General features: G+C 58.8%; 16 protein-coding genes, 1 tRNA gene and 1 pseudogene. 4 read left to right on the top strand and 14 right to left on the bottom strand.

The window, feature by feature from the left end:
* Nucleotides 1-103: 103 nt before the first annotated feature.
* Nucleotides 104-418 carry a BON domain-containing protein gene (locus AC13C0_RS20705; protein ID WP_117618928.1) on the top strand — a complete coding sequence of 105 codons (315 nt, stop codon included), beginning with the start codon at nucleotides 104-106 and terminating at the stop codon, nucleotides 416-418.
* A 52-nt stretch (nucleotides 419-470) separates the two neighbouring features.
* Here AC13C0_RS20705 and AC13C0_RS20700 read toward each other — a convergent pair whose 3' ends face one another.
* Together AC13C0_RS20700 and AC13C0_RS20695 are read right to left on the bottom strand one after the other, a co-directional pair.
* Nucleotides 471-2,999 (bottom strand): chemotaxis protein CheB, encoded by a 2,529-nt coding sequence (locus AC13C0_RS20700; RefSeq protein ID WP_341580934.1) that lies wholly within the window; start codon nucleotides 2,997-2,999, stop codon nucleotides 471-473.
* On the bottom strand, nucleotides 2,999-3,616 hold the full coding sequence (locus AC13C0_RS20695) for a PAS domain S-box protein (RefSeq protein ID WP_341580933.1): 618 nt from the start codon (nucleotides 3,614-3,616) through the stop codon (nucleotides 2,999-3,001). Before AC13C0_RS20695 ends, AC13C0_RS20700 begins: the two co-directional genes overlap by 1 nt.
* 239 nt (nucleotides 3,617-3,855) lie before the next feature.
* On the opposite strand from AC13C0_RS20695, the gene AC13C0_RS20690 reads away from it, so the two are divergent.
* From AC13C0_RS20690 to AC13C0_RS20680, 3 genes are read left to right on the top strand one after another with little or no spacing between them, the layout of a single operon-like run.
* A complete protein-coding gene (locus tag AC13C0_RS20690) occupies nucleotides 3,856-4,257 on the top strand; it encodes a DUF4398 domain-containing protein (protein WP_205422196.1) in 402 nt (133 codons plus the stop codon).
* Nucleotides 4,254-5,120, top strand: a complete 867-nt coding sequence (locus tag AC13C0_RS20685; RefSeq protein WP_117618925.1) for an OmpA family protein — start codon at nucleotides 4,254-4,256, stop codon at nucleotides 5,118-5,120. Before AC13C0_RS20690 ends, AC13C0_RS20685 begins: the two co-directional genes overlap by 4 nt.
* A gap of 4 nt (nucleotides 5,121-5,124) precedes the next feature.
* On the top strand, nucleotides 5,125-6,495 hold the full coding sequence (locus AC13C0_RS20680; protein WP_341580932.1) for a diguanylate cyclase domain-containing protein: 1,371 nt from the start codon (nucleotides 5,125-5,127) through the stop codon (nucleotides 6,493-6,495).
* Here AC13C0_RS20680 and AC13C0_RS20675 read toward each other — a convergent pair.
* From AC13C0_RS20675 to def, 12 genes and pseudogenes are all read right to left on the bottom strand, one after another.
* Nucleotides 6,492-7,213 (bottom strand): annotated as a pseudogene (locus tag AC13C0_RS20675) (Crp/Fnr family transcriptional regulator). The gene AC13C0_RS20680 and the pseudogene AC13C0_RS20675 overlap by 4 nt on opposite strands.
* A gap of 238 nt (nucleotides 7,214-7,451) precedes the next feature.
* Nucleotides 7,452-7,814 carry a VOC family protein gene (locus AC13C0_RS20670; protein WP_117618922.1) on the bottom strand — a complete coding sequence of 121 codons (363 nt, stop codon included), beginning with the start codon at nucleotides 7,812-7,814 and terminating at the stop codon, nucleotides 7,452-7,454.
* A 172-nt stretch (nucleotides 7,815-7,986) separates the two neighbouring features.
* Nucleotides 7,987-8,424, bottom strand: coding sequence for a PIN domain-containing protein (locus AC13C0_RS20665; protein ID WP_117618921.1), 438 nt, complete (start codon nucleotides 8,422-8,424; stop codon nucleotides 7,987-7,989).
* Nucleotides 8,424-8,642, bottom strand: coding sequence for an AbrB family transcriptional regulator (locus AC13C0_RS20660; protein ID WP_117618920.1), 219 nt, complete (start codon nucleotides 8,640-8,642; stop codon nucleotides 8,424-8,426). The genes AC13C0_RS20665 and AC13C0_RS20660 overlap by 1 nt, the downstream gene beginning before the upstream one ends.
* A gap of 540 nt (nucleotides 8,643-9,182) precedes the next feature.
* A tRNA-Pro gene (locus AC13C0_RS20655) sits at nucleotides 9,183-9,259 on the bottom strand.
* Nucleotides 9,260-9,294: 35 nt separating this feature from the next.
* On the bottom strand, nucleotides 9,295-9,852 hold the full coding sequence (gmhB, locus tag AC13C0_RS20650) for a D-glycero-beta-D-manno-heptose 1,7-bisphosphate 7-phosphatase (protein WP_117618919.1): 558 nt from the start codon (nucleotides 9,850-9,852) through the stop codon (nucleotides 9,295-9,297).
* Nucleotides 9,853-9,877: 25 nt separating this feature from the next.
* Nucleotides 9,878-11,959 (bottom strand): glycine--tRNA ligase subunit beta, encoded by a 2,082-nt coding sequence (glyS, locus tag AC13C0_RS20645; RefSeq protein ID WP_341580931.1) that lies wholly within the window; start codon nucleotides 11,957-11,959, stop codon nucleotides 9,878-9,880.
* 2 nt (nucleotides 11,960-11,961) lie between these two features.
* Nucleotides 11,962-12,987, bottom strand: coding sequence for a glycine--tRNA ligase subunit alpha (gene glyQ, locus AC13C0_RS20640; protein ID WP_117618917.1), 1,026 nt, complete (start codon nucleotides 12,985-12,987; stop codon nucleotides 11,962-11,964).
* Nucleotides 12,988-13,088: 101 nt separating this feature from the next.
* A complete protein-coding gene (trkA, locus tag AC13C0_RS20635) occupies nucleotides 13,089-14,492 on the bottom strand; it encodes a Trk system potassium transporter TrkA (RefSeq protein WP_117618916.1) in 1,404 nt (467 codons plus the stop codon).
* Nucleotides 14,489-15,790 (bottom strand): 16S rRNA (cytosine(967)-C(5))-methyltransferase RsmB, encoded by a 1,302-nt coding sequence (gene rsmB, locus AC13C0_RS20630; RefSeq protein ID WP_117618915.1) that lies wholly within the window; start codon nucleotides 15,788-15,790, stop codon nucleotides 14,489-14,491. The genes trkA and rsmB overlap by 4 nt, the downstream gene beginning before the upstream one ends.
* Nucleotide 15,791: 1 nt before the next feature.
* On the bottom strand, nucleotides 15,792-16,727 hold the full coding sequence (fmt, locus tag AC13C0_RS20625; protein ID WP_117618914.1) for a methionyl-tRNA formyltransferase: 936 nt from the start codon (nucleotides 16,725-16,727) through the stop codon (nucleotides 15,792-15,794).
* Nucleotides 16,728-16,821: 94 nt separating this feature from the next.
* Entirely contained in the window at nucleotides 16,822-17,325 is a 504-nt protein-coding gene (gene def / locus AC13C0_RS20620) for a peptide deformylase (protein WP_117618913.1), read from the bottom strand.
* Between the last annotated feature and the right edge of the window lie 338 nt (nucleotides 17,326-17,663).

Here is a 17,663-nt window from a genome sequence, read left to right as displayed (position 1 = left end):
GGGAGCAGCGTTAATCTTGAAGTTGCCCGGTTAGCCAACCGCCGGGGCTTGGTTCCCAGTGGACCTACGGTGTCTGGTGTTGGTGGTCAGAGGAGAACACGATATGGAACGGATAATGCGATCGGTCCCGATGCTGGCGATGGCGATGCTTTTGGCCCTGTTTGTCGGATGCGCCTCTACGGAATCCAGTTCGGGTACTGGTGAGTACATCGACGATACGGTGATCACTACTAAGGTCAAGGCGGCGATTTTTAACGAATCAACACTGAAGAGCGCCGAAATCAATGTTGAGACATACAAAGGTGTCGTTCAGCTGTCAGGTTTTGTTAGCTCGCGGGAGGACATTGATACCGCTGTCAGAGTGGCCCGTGGTGTCAAGGGTGTGAAATCGGTCACGAACGGTATGGAACTGAAATAGCCTCTCGCGGGTTAATCAAGGATGCTGTGGAAAGCCTCCGTTTGGTCCCGCGTCAGAGCTTCGGCTTCTGCCGTAATGACGATTCCAGGTTCTTGGTCTCGGTAATATCCACCAGGGTGATGACCACTCCATCAATCATATTATCCAGCCTCCGGTAAGGTATGATCCTGACCGAAAACCAGCGGTCATCGCTGGTGGTTATCTGTTTTTCGGTGGCTACCAGGCTGTCCAGGGTCTTCCGGGTATCTTCCTGCAGTCCGGGGTAACGGAGGCTGGTGGCCAGGTCGCTGAGTGGGCGACCGATGTCGCTTTCCCGCAGGCTGATGATGGTTGAGGCCCGCTCGGTATAGCGCCGCACATTCAGATCCTGATCGAGAAACAGAACCGCAATTTCGATGCTGTTGAGCACATTCTGCATATCGCTCTGGGCGAGGGCGAGATCATCCAGTTTGGTTTGCAGCTCGGTGTTGATGGTCTGCAACTCTTCGTTCATCGACTGCATTTCTTCCTTGGAGGTTGTCAGTTCCTCATTGGCGGACTGCAACTCTTCGTTGGTGGACTGCAGTTCCTCATTGGAGGCCTGCAATTCCTCCCGTGACAGTCGTGCCTGCTCTTTCAGGTGTTCGATTTCCTGCCGATATTGCTGGATCTGCGCGCCGTTGTCCGCATCGCCGGGTTGCGCGGATTTGCGCCGCCGGGCGCCAACCCTGGCAGGCGCATCGCGGAACACCACCATGGTCATGCCTTTCAGGGCATCGGGCTCACGGAGGGCCTGGACGGTCACATCAACCAACTGGATACCGGAGCCGGTCTGGATCAGCAGCCCGGTAAGCTCCACTGGCTCGGATTGGGAAACCGCCTGTTTCACCGCGGCATACAGTGGCTCCCGCAAACCTTCACGGGCCATGGCGTGGATGTTCCAGTTGGCCTTTCCGGCAGCAGGTTCCAGATACTTGCCGGTACGCCCGCTGATGTACACGATATCAGCCCCGGAATTCAGCACGACGGCGGCTGGTGCATAGACCTGCAGCAACACATGATCCGCGGCGGATTGCAGGCTGTTGAAGGCGTCCTGTGGCGGAACCGGCTTGGTCGGCACGGGTTGCTCCTTGGGCAGGGTGGACATGGGAGGAAAGGATTCTAGCAGGAACTCAGAGTGGCGGACGGATTTGTAGGGCTTGCTCCGGTAAAGGCGCAGTTTTGGCTTCAACGGCGCGAACAGATGGTTCAGCCGGCCAACGGTTTCTGAACTGCCCAGCAGTAACAGCGCGTTCGGACGCAGGCTGTAGTGGAACAGGGGCAGTATCCGGCGTTGCAGTTTCAGATCAAAATAAATCAACAGGTTGCGGCAGGCAATCAGATCCAGCTTGGTGAACGGTGGATCCAGGATGACGTCGTGCTGGGCAAACAGGATCTTGTCCCGTATGGATGGCTTTATCTGGTAATAGCTGTCGTGTTTGGTGAAAAAGCGCGCCAACCGGTCCTCAGAGACAGAGTTTTCAATAGTGAGCGGGTACTGCCCCCGCCTTGCCACGGTAATGGCTTCGGGGCTGATGTCGGAAGCGAAAATCTGCACACTGGGCTCCCGCCCCGGCTGGGTGTGTTCCAGCGCTTCCGTGAATGCCATGGCCAGGGAATAGGCCTCTTCACCGGTTGAGCAACCCACCACCCAGGCTCGTAGCGTGTATTCCGGCGGGAGTCCGGCGAGCAACTCCGGCAGACCGGCCTCAATCAGGTAGGTCCAGGTGTCTGGATCCCGGAAGAAATGGGTAACACCGATCAATAATTCCCGGAACAACAGCTGTACTTCCTGAGTGTTGTCGGCCAGGAAGCGCGAGTAGTCAGCCAGATCCGAAATGCCATGGATGGCCATGCGGCGCTCAATACGGCGATTCAGGGTCGTCGGCTTATACAGGGAAAAGTCATGCCGGGTCTGTTCCTGCAACAAGTGGAGAATCCGGTCGAGCTGCGGCAGTGAGGTTTTAGCCTGGTGGTCAGGCTCAGGGCGATGATCCGTTTCGGGAACGCGCCGGACGTAGTCGAGTATGCGAGCTGGCAATTCAGCAGCAGGCGCCACGATATCGCCACAGCCGGCGGCAATCGCGCTTTTGGGCATGGCATCGAACTGGGCCGATTCGGGGGCCTGCACCACGGTCAGCCCCCCTGTGGCCTTGATGGCCTGCAGGCCCAGGGTGCCATCAGAACCCATGCCCGAGAGCACAACGGCTATGGCCTGCTCGTTCTGTGCGCTGGCCAGGGACGAGAACAGTACGTTGATGGGGAGGCGCAATCCGCGGGGTTCCGCTGGCCGATCCAGCTTCACGGTGTTGTTGAGCACACGCAGTTCCCGGTTCGGCGGGATGACGTAAATGGAATCCGCATGAATGGCCATGTTCTGTTCGGCTTCATACACCGGCATTTCAGTGTAGCGTTGCAGGAGTTCCGGTAACAGAGCCTTCTGGGTCGGATCCAGATGCTGCACCACCAGAAACGCCATGTCGGCATCGCAAGGCGTATTGCGGAAGAAGTCCTCCAGGGAGGCCAGGCCGCCAGCGGAGGCGCCGATACCAACGATACGCATCAGGAACTGGCGGAGGTTGTCGTGGCTTCGGTCAGTATCATCAGAATGCTGTCCCCGGCGGCGGCAGACCGGGCGTTGATCGCCAGCTTCCGGTGATCCGGAAGTTCAACCGAACCGTGTCGGGCGGGCCGAATGCTCGTCTCCTGTTCTCCTGAATTCCCGAGGAGTGCCGCTACGGCGTTTTTCTGGCCAGGCGCCAGAAGCGAGGCAAGGGCTTTGCCGGTCAATGTCATGGCCGATTCCCCGAAAAGCACACCTGCCGCCTGATTACCTTCAATAATTTCACCGTCAGTGGCGACAACCAGGTAGGCCGCGGGAGCCAGTTCGAAGAGTGATCGGTAGTGTGTCAACTCTTCAGTGATTTCATATTCGTTGGCCTGTAGTTGCTCATACAGCAGATCAAGCTCCACCTGATAAGTCTGAAGCTCATGAAGCAGTTTTTGGGCTTCGGCAGCGGATTCGGGTGTGCTCGCTCGCTGGTAAAGCAATTGCAGTGCATCCACGCTGAGAGTGCCGCCACGGTGAGGTGGTGGCACCCCGTGATCAATCAGCTCCCTGGCGCTGCGGCGCAGCCGCTCATGACTTTCGGCATTCGGGTATCCGTGCTTGTCGGCCATAGTCCCTCCAAAGAGTCCCTCCAAAATGCGCCTCGCAAAATCGGCGTCTGAGCTGTGCCATTCAATACTACGCCACCCCGAGACAGGCTAATAGCGCGCGTCAGGTGTTTTTTAACAGGGGGGACCTTCTTTGTGCGTTAGCGAACGGAAGGTCTGCCGGCTGAGGGCCTAATGTGGTTGTCAGGAGTGTGTTAGGACTGCTGAGGTTCGGGCGACTCCGTGGCATAAGGAGCCATGTTATGAATACCGACATAATCCGGTGCGCTTTGAGACGCATCGGTCTTTTCACCGCCCTGATGTTCGCCGCATTGACTCTGGCTGCCTGCGCGTCTGCGCTACTGCCACCAACGGAGTCTCTGAACGCGGCCCGGGATGCCATTGCCAGTGCTGAGCAGGCCGAAGCCCGGCAGTACGCCGGGGCCGAACTGGAAGAGGCGAACCGGCACCTGGCGGCGGCCGTTAAAGCGGTTGAGGCAGAACGCATGGCGGAGGCGGATCGTCTGGCCAAACAGGCCCATATCGCTGCTGAATTGGCCATAGCCCGGACACAAGCCGCAAAGGCGGCTGCCATTAATCGTGAAATGGGGCGCAGTGCCGAGGCTCTGGATGAAGAGATGCAGCGTCGGGGAGACAGGCAATGAATATTCCATCGTTTTTGAGACCGGTTCCGGGCGTGAAGACCATTACCGTGGTATTGCTTTCCTCGTTGCTCCTGACGGCCTGCGCCATGTCGCCGACGAGCCCCGATGGCTCAGAGGATGTGCGCGCGAAGCTGACGATGCTGCAACAGAACCCGGACATGATGAACTATGCCCGTGTGGAATTGCGTGACGCGGAAGCCGCGGTCCAACTGGCCGAGCAGCCACTGGGTAACGACGAAGCCGCGCTGGCAGCTCACAGGATTTACATGGCAGACCGGATGGTCGAAATTGCCCGTGCCAAAGGCGAGACCCGGCTGATGGAAGCGGAGCGGGTACGGTTAGGCGAGCAACGCGACGCGGCCAGGCTTTCGGCCCGCACCCGGGAGGCAGACCGGGCGCACGCCGAGGCGGAGAGTGCGCGCAGCTCGCAAGCACAGGCGGCCGCCATGTCAGCCCGCGAAGCCGAGGAGTTGCAACGGCAGATCGACACTCTTGAGGCCGAAGCGACCGAACGGGGGCTGGTCCTGACTCTGGGCGATGTTCTGTTTGCCACTGGCAGCGCTGCCATCCAGGGCGGTACGAACCGGAACCTGGAGAAACTGGTGAATTTCCTCAATCAGTACCCCGATCGCCAGGTGTTGATTGAAGGCCATACCGATAACGTGGGCAGCGCCGCTTTCAACCAGACACTGTCACGTCAACGGGCTGAGTCGGTCCAACGGTTTCTGGTAAATCGTGGCATTAACAGCCGAAGACTCACGGTGTCCGGGTTCGGCTTCGAACGCCCCGTCGCCAGCAACGACACTGCAACAGGTCGTCAGCAGAATCGCCGTGTTGAGGTCATCATTGAGAACAGGGAGTAAGGGCATGTTGCGCTATCGCGACTTCTTCCCGCTGGCGGCGGATACCCAAGCCAGCGCGGGCCTGGGCAGGGGTATTCCGCTGAGCGATGCTTTGCCCCTGGGCATACTGGTGACGGATAGGGATGGCAAATGCCTCTACAGCAATACCGCCTACCAGAAACTCTGTGGCTGGACCGGCGACGAGCTGATCGGATCGCACTGGAGTTCGGTTATCCACCCACAGGATCTCGACAAGACGCTCCGGCACTGGGATAAAGCAGTGCTGGGGCATGAGGCCTTCCTGTGCGAAGCCCGATTGAAGTGTGCTAACGGCCAGGTCATCTGGACCCGTCGTAACGCGGCCTTGCTGACGGATGGCATGCCCGGGCATGGTTACGTACACACGGTCGAGGACATCAGCACCTACAAAGCCCATGAGAGAGCCCGGAGACAGGCCGAGGAGCAGCTGTTTGATGAAAAGGAACGGGCACAGGTGACGCTCGACTCGATTGGGGATGCGGTTTTGAGCACCGATATCGACGGCCGTGTGTCCTATATGAACGTCGTAGCGGAAACGCTCACCGGCTTCGGTCGCCATGAGGCTATTGGACGACCCCTGAGTGAGATTTTTCATGTGGTGGATGCAAACACGCACAAGCCTACTTCCGATCCGGCACGGCGGGCGATACTGTCGGACAGTATTGTTGCCCTGGAGGCGAATGCCCTGCTGGTGGCCAGAAACGGCGTGGAGTTGGCCATTGAAGACTCTGCAGCGCCCATCCACAACCGCCATGGGGTGGTTGTTGGCGCGGTCATCGTATTCCACGACGCCCGCTTTTCCCGGGAAACCACCGCCCGTATGGCATACCTTGCCCAACATGATGAGCTGACGGGGTTGCACAACCGCAACGCCTTTTACGAGCGCTTCGACCAATCTCGGGCACTGGCACGGCGGCATGGCGTCCAGATGGGCCTCCTGTTCATTGACCTTGATAACTTCAAGAGCGTCAACGACGTTCTTGGCCACAACAGTGGTGACATGATTCTGGAGGTACTGGCTGGCAAACTGAAGAGCTGCGTCAGAGCGGCGGATACGGTTTGCCGGTATGGAGGGGATGAGTTTGTGGTGTTGCTGGCCGAAATCGCCCAGCCGGATCACGCCTACGCCGTTGCCGATAAAATACGCGAAGCCGCCGCCGAGCCTATGGTTATTGGTGGCCATGAGGTGTCGCTTCAGCTCAGTATCGGGGTCAGTGTATACCCGGACAACGGAGAGACTGCCGACGAACTCCTGAAACTCGCGGATAGAGCCATGTATCGGCTAAAGACATTGAATCGGCGCCCCGTCGCCGGGAGCCTGATACCCGTTCCGACGAGTCTGCAGCGGCTGCTCTAAGATAGGGTGTTGGCGTAGGTCAGGCGGTCGGTTTCCCGCTTGACCACAACGTAGCATTCACAGCAGAGCGCTTCGAGTCCTGGCCGGTCAATCACGGTAATGTGCCCGCGGTGGTACTCGATAACTCCCAGTTTCTGCAGCTTGCCCGCAGCCTCCGTGACACCCTCGCGGCGAACCCCCAGCATGTTGGCAATGAGTTCCTGGGTCATGGCCAGCCGGTTGTCCGGGAGGCGATCAAGGGACAACAGCAGCCAGCGCACAGTTGCTGATCGATCGAGTGATGGCGATTACACACGGCAGTCTGGGACATCTGGGTGATCAGCGCCTGGGTGTACCTCAGGGCCAGCACCCTTACCTCGGGGCTATTATTGAACTCAGCCTTGAGTTCCGGGGCGGGCAGCCGGTAAGCGAACCCCCGGCTTTGCACAACCGTTCGGCTGGGGGTGCTGTCGCCGCCCATGAATACGGCGATACCGGCCATACCCTCATTGCCAACCACCGAGATCTCAGCGGATGAGCCGTTGATCATGACGTAAAGCAGCGAAATGATGCAATTGGTCGGGAAATAGACGAATTCGATGGGCTGGCCGGATTCGTAAATCACGTCGCCCAGATTCAGCTCAACCAGTTTGAGCTTTGGAAATATCCGCTCTCTGGCACTTTTCGGCAAGGCGGCCAGTAAATGATTTTGCCCGGGGAAGATTGGTGCGTCAGACATAGTCACCTCCCTGGTGGACCTATCGTTGATGGGCACATTCCCCTTATGCGGGTGACCATTGGCGGGGAATGAGCGATCCCTTTAATCACGACACGAAGCTAACACACATCAGGCACTCTGGCTGCAGCAATAACAATATAAATATCGGGGCAGGAAAATTCCAGACCGGCCGCGTTAACCTGAATGCAGAATGAAAGACAATAAAAGTGGCCCTCCCTTTAGGTAAGGCCATTCATCATTAACCGAAGTGGAAAAACGCCAGCTTGTTGCCGTCCGGGTCTTTCACGTAGGCGCCGTAAAACTGGTTGGGAATTCTCTGGCCGGGTTCGCCGTCGCAGGTAGCACCCAGCTCGATGGCCTTGTGGTAATGGGCATCCACTGCCTGTTTTGAGCCCGGCTGAAGGGCCAGCATATTGCCGTTGCCCGGATGGTTCGGCTCACCGTTGAACGGTTTGCACACCGCCAGCATGGGCGAACTCATGTTCTTGCCGATAAAGGCAATGCGGTCCAGATCCAGCAGTACCTTTGCGTCCAGGTGCTCCAGCAGGTCTGTTCGTCGAACTCGATGCCGCCATGGGCGTTCCTTGCATGGCTTGTCCATGCATGCTTTTGTCAGCTTTCCGAACCAGGCCTGGAGGCTAATCCGGCCCGAGTCGTGCCAGCCGAACCAGTTGTAACTCAGAGCCGAAGCCCAGACAAATGCCTTGAAGCCATCGTGACCTTTCCACATCGCTTTCGCAGCCATATATTTGATTCCTTATTCGGTTTCATGCTTACTTGGGCTCTTTAGTCCCATTAATTTCCAGAGCCGCTTTGTCAAAGGTATACAAAGGAAAAACCGACAAAGTTTTATTGATCCCGTATCGCTGGGATTTGTTCACAATCAATGCATCGGCAAAGTCGGCTTGCTTGGTCTTTCCACTGACCTTTATCGGCTTGGCGTTAACAAAATCATCTAGGGCGCACCAGACTGCATGGCCATCTTCCCACACGACATTCGGTTCTTCGATTAGGCTGTGTATTACCTCTATCAGCGCCTCTTTGGAGAGCGCATAACGCTTACCCCGAAGCGTCCAGATAGTTTCAACCAAGACCACATCGGTGATCAGGATTTTCTCATGCCCCATGAACTGCTTACTTGCTTTTGACGACTGCTTCACATCATCTTGCAGCAGGTAGCGGAGTACCACATTTGTATCAACGGCAATCATCAGCGCATGGCACTCGCAAGGGATTCTTCCTCGTTCACCTGGTCATTGACCGGAATCCCTTTAAGCAGGCCCTTGGCGGCCCCTTTGTGCTTAATAACTATGGAAATTACACCCTTTCGACTGACAAAGCTCTCGTACTCATCGCCGGGCTGAATTCCTGCAATTGAGCATTGTTCGACGGGAAGAGTAACTTGTCTTTTTTGGCTGACAACTGGCATACGGGCCTCTTTACTATTGACTATACGTAAAGAATAACATCCCTTTACAAAAGAAGCAAAGTAAAGCGCTTGGGGTGAGTGGTCTGGGCAGGCTGGTTTTGCTGGCGATTTGTGCCATATCGGTCACTGAACTGAGGCAAGTGGAGGGTAGCGTTTCTCCGTCAGTTAACCCGAATGGCATAGACCGCCATTGGGCTAGATCCTACGTGTTTGCGCTCAATAATCTGGAATTTAAAGCCCCGCCACGGGCACATGAGTATTCGATCAGAATCATTTGCTGCTGGGTAGCCCAGTTTGATGTGAGCCTCGTCGCATTCCCATAGATCAGCGTGAAATCCTGCGGGCTATACCGCGAGGCAATGTTGAATTCTCATCACGGTCAATGATCGCCAGGCACCATTCGCACATTGCTGGCCGATTCTCGCAGAGTGCAGACCGCCTGATTTGATCCTTGCGGAGCAAGCCTGCAGCAGAATAACCACGACTGGCTGCGAATGGATAGGCAAGTCTGGGGAAAGATGTCAGTGGAGAGCGGGAAAGTGGTCGGCGTGGCAGGATTCGAACCTGCGACCCCTTCGTCCCGAACGAAGTGCGCTACCAAGCTGCGCCACACGCCGATCAACGGCCGGTATTATACGGATTCGCTTTGGTTTTACCAGCCCTCGGCGGATAAAAGCGCATCCGTGAATTTGCTGAGATTGTCGTAGATGCTGACATGGGCGCCGGGTATCGGCCTGGCGTCCAGGTGGCGTTCAGTGTCCAGTCCATTGCCGGTTCTCACCAGCACCGGTTGGCAACCTGCGGCGTAGCCTGCCTCCAGATCCTTGCGGCTGTCGCCGACCATGATGGCGCCCTCGAGGCTCGTCAGGTGAAAATGCTGGCGGATCTGTTCGAGTAAGCCGGTTCGCGGTTTTCGGCAGTGACACCGGTCGTTGGGGTGATGGGGGCAGTAGGCGATGAAATCGATGCAGCCGCCCTGGGCTTCCACCAGGTGCTCCAGCTTTTCATGCATGGCATCCAGTTCGTCGATGCCGTAGTAACCGCGGGCGATACCGGACTGGTTGGTGGCGATGGCGATGCGGTGGCCGGCATTACAGAGCCGGGCCATCGCTTCTACGCTGCCGGGAATCGGGTGCCATTCATCCGCTGAGCAGATGTAGTTGCCATCGTACTCGTTGATGACCCCGTCCCGGTCCAGGATAATCAGCATCAGCGCCACGCAGTAGGTCAGCGAATTAGCCGGCGGCGGGCAACAACGAAATATCCGCAACGCGCAGGAACAGGTTGCGCAGCCGGTTCAGCAGTGCCAGGCGATTGTTCCGGATGGCTTCGTCGTCGGCCATCACCATCACTTCATCGAAGAAGTTGTCCACCGGCTCCCGCAGGCTGGCCAGGGAGCTCAGGGCGCTGGCGTAGTCGCCGTTCTCGAACAGAGGCAGGACCTTCGCGGCCTGTTGGTCGACCTGTTCGGCCAGGGCTTTCTCGGCACTGTCCTGCAACAGGCTGGCGTCGACGGTTTCACCGATGCTGTCACCGCCCTGCTTGGTCAGGATGTTGGACACCCGCTTGTTGGCGCCCGCCAGGGCCTGGGCTTCCGGCAGCTGGCGGAAGGCTTCGACGGCCTTCACCCGGCGGTCGAAGTCCAGCGGGCGGGTCGGGCGCCGGGCGTGAACGGCCAGGTAAACCTCGGCGCCGATGCCCTGCTCGTCGTAATGGGCCCGGAAGCGCTCCAGCATGTAGTCCACCACGGTGCTGGCGGTATTTTGCTCGGTCAGCACCGTGAAGTTCTCTTGCGCCCACTCGCAGCAGGTCTGCAGATCCAGCGGTAGCTCACGTTCGATGATGATACGCAGTACCCCGAGGGAAGCACGGCGCAGGGCGAACGGGTCCCGGGTACCGGATGGCGGCTGGTGGATGCCGAACAGGCCGACCAGGGAATCCAGGCGGTCGGCGATGGCAATGGCGCAGCCGGTCAGGGTGGTGGGCAGACTGTCACCGGCGAAACGGGGCATGTACTGCTCGTTCAGCGCCTTGGCCACGTCTTCCGGCTCACCATCGTTGGCGGCGTAGTACTGGCCCATGATGCCCTGAAGGTCGGTGAACTCCAGCACCATCTCGGTGACCAGATCGGTCTTCGCCAGCATGGCGGCACGCTCGGCCAGGGCCGGGTCACTGCCGATGGCACCGGCAATTTTCCGGGCCAGGGCCGCGACGCGGACGGACTTGTCGTAGATGCTGCCGAGCTTTTCCTGGAACACGATAGGCTTGAGGGCGTCAACGCGGTCCTCGAGCCTGGTTTTCCGGTCGGTTTCGTAAAAGAAGGCGGCGTCGGACAGGCGGGGCCGGATCACCTTCTCGTTACCGGAAATCACCTGCGCCGGATCCTTGCTCTGAATGTTGGCGACGGTGATGAACAGGGGCAGCATTTCGCCATCGGCAGCCACCACGTGGAAGTACTTCTGGTGCTCCTTCATGGAGGAAATCAGGGCTTCCGCGGGAACCTCCAGGAACCGCTCCTCGAAGCGGCCCATCAGGGGCACCGGCCACTCGTTCAGGGCGGTTACTTCGTCCAGCAGGTCTTCATCAATTACCGCCTTGCCGCCGGCTTCCTTCTCGGCCAGTTCGGTCACGCCGGCGCGGATCTGTTCCCGGCGCCCGGCGAAATCGGCAATCACATAGCCTTCCTGTCTGAGCACCACTTCGTAATCGCCGGGTGTGGGTACAATCAGGGATTTCGGGCAATGGAAGCGGTGGCCACGGGTCTTGTTGCCCGGAGTCAGGCCCATGATGGGCGTATCAATCACCTTGTTGCCGAACAGCATGATGACCCAATGTACCGGGCGCACAAACTCGGTCCGGTGGGCACCCCAGCGCATGCGCTTGGGAATGGGCAGGCCCGCCAGGGACTGCTCCACCAGTTCCGGCATCAGTTCCACGGTGGGCTTGCCCTGTTCCACGGTTCGGTAAACCACCCAGGCACCCTTGTCGGTCTCCAGGGTGTCGAGCTGGTCCGGGGTTACGCCCAGAGAGGTTGCGAAGCCGGTCAGCGCCCGGGTCGGGTTGCCGGCGTCGTCGAAGGCGGCCTTGACCGCCGGGCCGCGTTTCTCAACAGACTTGTCCGGCTGGGCATCGGCCAGCTTCCGGATACGGACCGCCAGACGGCGCGGTGCCGCGAAGGCCTCAATCTTGCCGAATTCGATGCCGGCCTCATCCAGACCCCGGGCAATGCCCTGGGTGAAGGCGTCAGACAGTGGCTTGAGGGCCTTGGGGGGCAGCTCTTCGGTGCCCAGTTCGACCAGAAAATCCTGTGTTGCCATGATTATGCGTTCCCCTGTTCCTGCTGTGCCTTCTTCGCTTTTTTGCCGTTTTGGCTCTTCGCCTTGTCATCGGCGGCCTCGGCGGCGGCCAGCACTTCCTTGCGCAGAGCCTCGGGCGCCAGCGGGAAGCTCAGTGCCCGGCGGCTGTCGAAGTACGCCTGGGCGACTGAACGCGCCAGGGTACGTACCCGCAGGATAAAGCGCTGGCGCTCGGTCACCGAGATGGCGTGGCGGGCGTCCAGCAGGTTGAAGGTGTGGGAGGCTTTCAGAACCTGCTCATAGGCTGGCAGCGCCAGGCCGGCTTCGATCAGGCGGGCACTCTCCCGCTCGTGGACATCGAAGCTGTGGAACAGGAACTCGGTATCGGCGTGTTCAAAGTTGTAGGTGGACATCTCCACTTCCTGCTGGTGGAACACATCACCATAGGTGACCACACCATCAGGGCCTTCGGTCCAGACCAGATCGTAGACACTGTCGACACCCTGCAGGTACATGGCGATCCGCTCTAGCCCGTAGGTGAGCTCGCCGGTCACCGGGAAGCATTCCAGGCCCCCCACTTGCTGGAAGTAGGTAAACTGGGTGACTTCCATGCCGTTAAGCCAGATTTCCCAGCCCAGACCCCAGGCGCCGAGGGTGGGTGATTCCCAGTTGTCTTCCACAAACCGGATGTCGTGCACCAGCGGGTCCAGGCCCAGAGCCTTCAGGGAATCCAGGTACAGCTCCTGAATGTTGTCCGGCGACGGCTTGAGGACCACCTGGAACTGGTAGTAATGCTGCAGACGGTTGGGGTTCTCGCCGTAGCGGCCATCAGTCGGTCGGCGGCTGGGCTGAACGTAGGCGGCATTCCAGGTTTCCGGCCCGATGGCCCGCAGGAAGGTGGCCGGGTGGAAGGTGCCGGCGCCCACTTCCATATCCAGTGGCTGGAGAACCACGCAGCCATGTTGCGCCCAGAAATTCTGCAGAGCCAGGATCAGGCCCTGGAAGGTCCCGATGTCCGGATTTGTCTGTTTCGTTGCCTTGTCTGTCACGACGGTTGCCTGCTGATCAGTCTGTGTGTGGCACCCCGGTTATCCTTCGGGGCACTCCGAAAAAAGGCGCATTATACGCGTGCTGGATGCGTATTTCTAAATCAGAAGAAGGTGAGACCCACCTGGAACAGTTTTTCCACTTCCCGTATCCGGGTTTTGTCCACCAGGAACAGGATAACGTGGTCATCTGGCTGGATCCGGAGGTGGTCGTGGGCAATCAGTACTTCGCTGCGCCGCACGATGGCACCGATGGTGGTGCCTTCCGGAAGATTGATCTCGTCCAGCCGTTTGCCGACCACCTTCGATGACCGGTGGTCACCATGGGCGATGGCTTCGATGGCCTCGGCGGCCCCTCTGCGCAGTGAGTGAACATTCACAACGTCGCCTCTGCGAACGTGGGTAAGCAGACTGCCGATGGTGGTTTGCTGGGGAGAAATGGCGACATCGATGTCGCCGCCCTGGATCAGATCGACATAATCCGGGTTGTTGATCAGGGTGAGTACTTTCCGGGCGCCCAGGCGCTTGGCCAGCAGCGAGGCCATGATGTTGGCCTCGTCGTCGTTGGTGACCGCGCAGAACACATCGGTATTCTCGATGTTCTCTTCCAGCAGAATATCCTTGTTGGCGGCATTGCCTTCGAGGACCACGGTCTTGCGGAGGTTTTCCGACAGCATCACGCAGCGTTCATGGCTCCGTTCCAGCAGCTTGACCTGGAAACGGTTTTCCAGGGTATGGGCCAGCCGTTGGCCGATGTTGCCGCCACCGCAGATAAAAATGCGTTTGTAGGGCTTCACAAGTGGCTGAAGCTCGCTCATAACCGATTTTATATGATCGCCTGCGGCAATAAAGAAGACCTCGTCGCCATCCTCAATGACGGTGTTGCCCTCGGGCATGATGGCCCGGTCTTTCCGGAAAATGGCGGCCACCCGGGTATCGATTTTGGGCATGTGGGTGCGAAGGTAAGACAGCTCATGGCCGACCAGTGGCCCGCCCCGGGTGGCGCGGAGGGCAACCAGCCGGGTCAGGCCTTTGGAGAATTCCAGAACCTGCAATGCCCCCGGGTTTTCGATCAGCCGGGTGATGTGTTTGGTTACCAGATGTTCCGGGCTGATCAGTACGTCGATGGGAAAGCCACGCAGGCTGTCCAGATCTTTTGTCTGATCCCGCTGGTAAAACAGCTCGGATTTCGCCAGGTAGGCACTGGCCCGCACCCGGCAGATGGTGGTTGGCGTCTTGTACAGGAGCTTGCTGACCTGGCAGGCCACCATGTTGGTTTCGTCGCTGTTGGTGACGGCGATCAGCATGTCGGCGTCTTCGGCGCCGGCTTGTCGCAGTGTCGTCGGATAAGATGCCTCGCCCTGAACGGTGCGGATGTCGAGCCGGTCCTGAAGTTCACGCAACCGGGCACTATCGCTGTCGATAATAGTGATGTCGTTGGCTTCGTTGGCGAGGTTTTCCGCGAGTGTGCCGCCCACCTGGCCAGCACCGAGAATCAGGATTTTCATGGTTCGGGTTTCTCCAGCACGGCGTAGAAGAAGCCGTCATGGCTGAACGGATCCGGGAGCAATTGCCGCCCGGCACCCATGTCACGCCCCCATTGAGCGTTGGGCCCAACAAGGATGGCATCGGTTTGCTGTTTGCAGAACCGCTGAATTATACGGTGGTTTTCCTGGGGGAACACCGAGCAGGTGGCATACACCAGCCGGCCACCGGGTTTCAGGATAGCCCACATGGCGTCCAGCAGACCAAGCTGGATAGCGGCCAGTGGGACAATATCCGATTCCCGGCGCAGTAACTTGATGTCCGGGTGGCGGCGGATGACGCCGCTGGCGCTGCAGGGCACATCCAGAAGAATCCGGTCGAAAGCCTGGCCATCCCACCATTGACCGGTAGCGGCAGCATCCGACTGTTTCAGGGTTGCGTCCAGATCCAGGCGATCGAGGTTTTCCTGTACCCGGGGTAGTCGATCGGCGGACTCATCAATGGCCACAACTTCTGACAGTTCCGCACAACTTTCCAGGATTGCACAGGTTTTACCTCCGGGAGCGGCACAGGCATCCAGAACCCGCTGACCCGGAGCCAAATCCAGTAACGTGGTGCAAAGCTGTGCAGCCTCGTCCTGGACACTGGCAGCGCCGTCGGCGAACCAGGGCAGGCGCTCCACGGGAACCGGGCTGGCCAGTTGAATGCCATGGGGCGCGAAACGGGTCGGGCTGGCCTCAATGCCGGCTTCTTTCAGCAGCGCCAGATACTGGTCCCGGTGAAAACGCAGGGCGTTAACCCGCAGGGTCATGGGCGCCTGAGCGTTGTTGGCTCCCAGAATCCGTTGCCAGTCTTCCGGCCAGTTGTGGCGCAGCTTTTCCACCATCCACACCGGGTGGCTGAAACGGGCAGAGTCATTGGCAGGTTCGGGCGAGCCTTCTCGCTCGGCCGCTCGCAATACGCCATTGACCAGACCGGTGAGGTGCGGCTTGTCCAATGCCCGGCAGGCTTCCACGGTTTCGTTCAGCACGGCGTAGGTAGCCTGCTGGCTGAAGCGCAACTGAAAGAGCGCAACCAGCATCAGGTGATGGACAATCCGGTCCGGTTTGCGCAGAGGTTTCTTCAGTCGGCCATTGAGCTCACTATCAAGCCGGTGGAACCAGCGGCAGGTGCCGTAACACAGGGCCTGGAGTTCCGGGCGCTCATTCGGTGGCAGGCGGTTCAGGGCCGGCGGCAGGCACTGGGACAGGGACTGGCCATGCTCCACCGCCAGCATCACGCCGGCGGCGATGGCACGCATGGGCTGTTGTTGGTCGCCCATGTCAGTGCAACTCCTGGCCGGGCATGAGCAGCTCCTTGCCGCCGTTAATCAGGTCGTTCACGCTCTGGGCCCGGGAACCGGGCAGTTGCAGCCGGCTGATGCGCAGGGTTCCGGTTCCGCAGGCGATGTCGATGCCGTCCCGCTCCCGCCGGAGTACCGTGCCTGCCGGTTTGTCGCCAGTGTCATTGAGGGCTTTGGCTTGGTGAATCCGGATGCGCTGATCGCCCAGATCGGTGTAGGTCCCGGGCCAGGGGTGGAAGGCACGAATCAGCCGTTCAATGGAGATGGCATCTGTGTGCCAGTCGATGTGTCCCTCGTCCTTGCTTAACTTACGGGCATAGCAGGCGAGATCGTCGTTCTGGGGTTCGCCACGGAGTTCACCTTTCTCCAGCAACTCGAGGGCTTTGACAATGGCCTTGCCGCCCATCTCTGCCAGCCGGTCGTGGAGGCTGCCGCCGGTATCGTTTTTTCCGATGATGGTCAGGGATTTGAGGAGCATGGCGCCAGTATCCAGGCCCTCGTCCATCTGCATGATGGTGATTCCGGTTTCCTGGTCGCCGGCGGCAATGGCCCGCTGGACAGGCGCGGCGCCGCGCCAGCGGGGCAGCAGGGAGGCGTGGATGTTCAGGCAGCCGTGGGTCGGGATCTCCAGTACATCTTTCGGCAGGATCAGACCATAGGCGGCGACGATCATGACGTCCGGCCGCAGGTCTGCCAGCTCTTGCCTGGCTTCCGGTGTTTTCAGGCTCTCGGGCTGGAGCACTGGAATGCCGTTATCCAGGGCGACCTGCTTGACCGGGCTGGGTTGCAGCTTCCGGCCACGGCCGGCGGGCCGGTCCGGCTGGGAGTAGACGCCCACGATGCTGTGGTGGGTGCCGATCAGGGTCTGGAGAGCGGTGGCAGCGAAATCCGGAGTGCCGGCAAAAACAAGTCGCACGGTGTTTTGGTCTCTGTTCCGTTGAATACGAAAAGACCGGGTCGTGACCCGGTCCGGAATAGTGCCTGGTTTTTGTTACCCGCCCGCAGGCGGATCAGGCGCTCTTCTTGTGGAGTTTCTCAAGCTTCTTGCGAATGCGGGTACGCTTCAGGGAGCTGAGGTAGTCCACGAACAGCTTGCCGTTCAGGTGATCCATCTCGTGCTGGATACAAACCGCCAGCAGGCCCCGGGCTTCCAGCTCGAATGGTTTGCCGTCACGACCCAGCGCCCGGATCTTGCAGTGTTCGATCCGCTCAACCTCTTCATAGAAGCCGGGTACTGACAGGCAGCCTTCCTGCATGGCTTCTTTTTCGCCATCCAGTACTTCCACCTGCGGGTTGATAAACACCCGGGGCTCGCTCTTGTCTTCCGACAGATCCATAACGATGATCTGTTTGTGAACGTTCACCTGGGTGGCCGCAAGGCCAATGCCAGCCGCATCGTACATGGTCTCCAACATGTCGTCGATCAGCTTGCGGTCGGCGTCTGTCACCTCTTCAACCGGTTTGGCGACGGTGCGCAGACGGGGATCCGGGTATTCGAGAATCTCTAATATCATATATTCATACTTTTAGTCTGAATGACAGGACGCCAGTCGATCCGGCCGACGTCTCTTTTAACTTTGTAACCTTTTAACTTTTGTAACTTTTGTAGCATTGTGAAAGTGATCTCCGAAATGCGACAGCGTACTGCGCAAATTTTCGCCCTGACTTTACCATTATCGGGGCGGGGCCTCAGCTTTCAACGGCTGACGGAGTATCCAACGTTAGGCCCACTATTATCTAACAATTCGGCGATTGAGTACAAACTGATCAGTTAATAGTTAAAATCTTTCACCGGTGGGATAGAATTTACTGGAAGAACAAAAGATAACATCACAATTTTCGAGACTTCTTC

This window comes from Marinobacter sp. B-21, from assembly GCF_056857895.1.
This window is presented reverse-complemented; position numbering and strand designations above follow the sequence as displayed.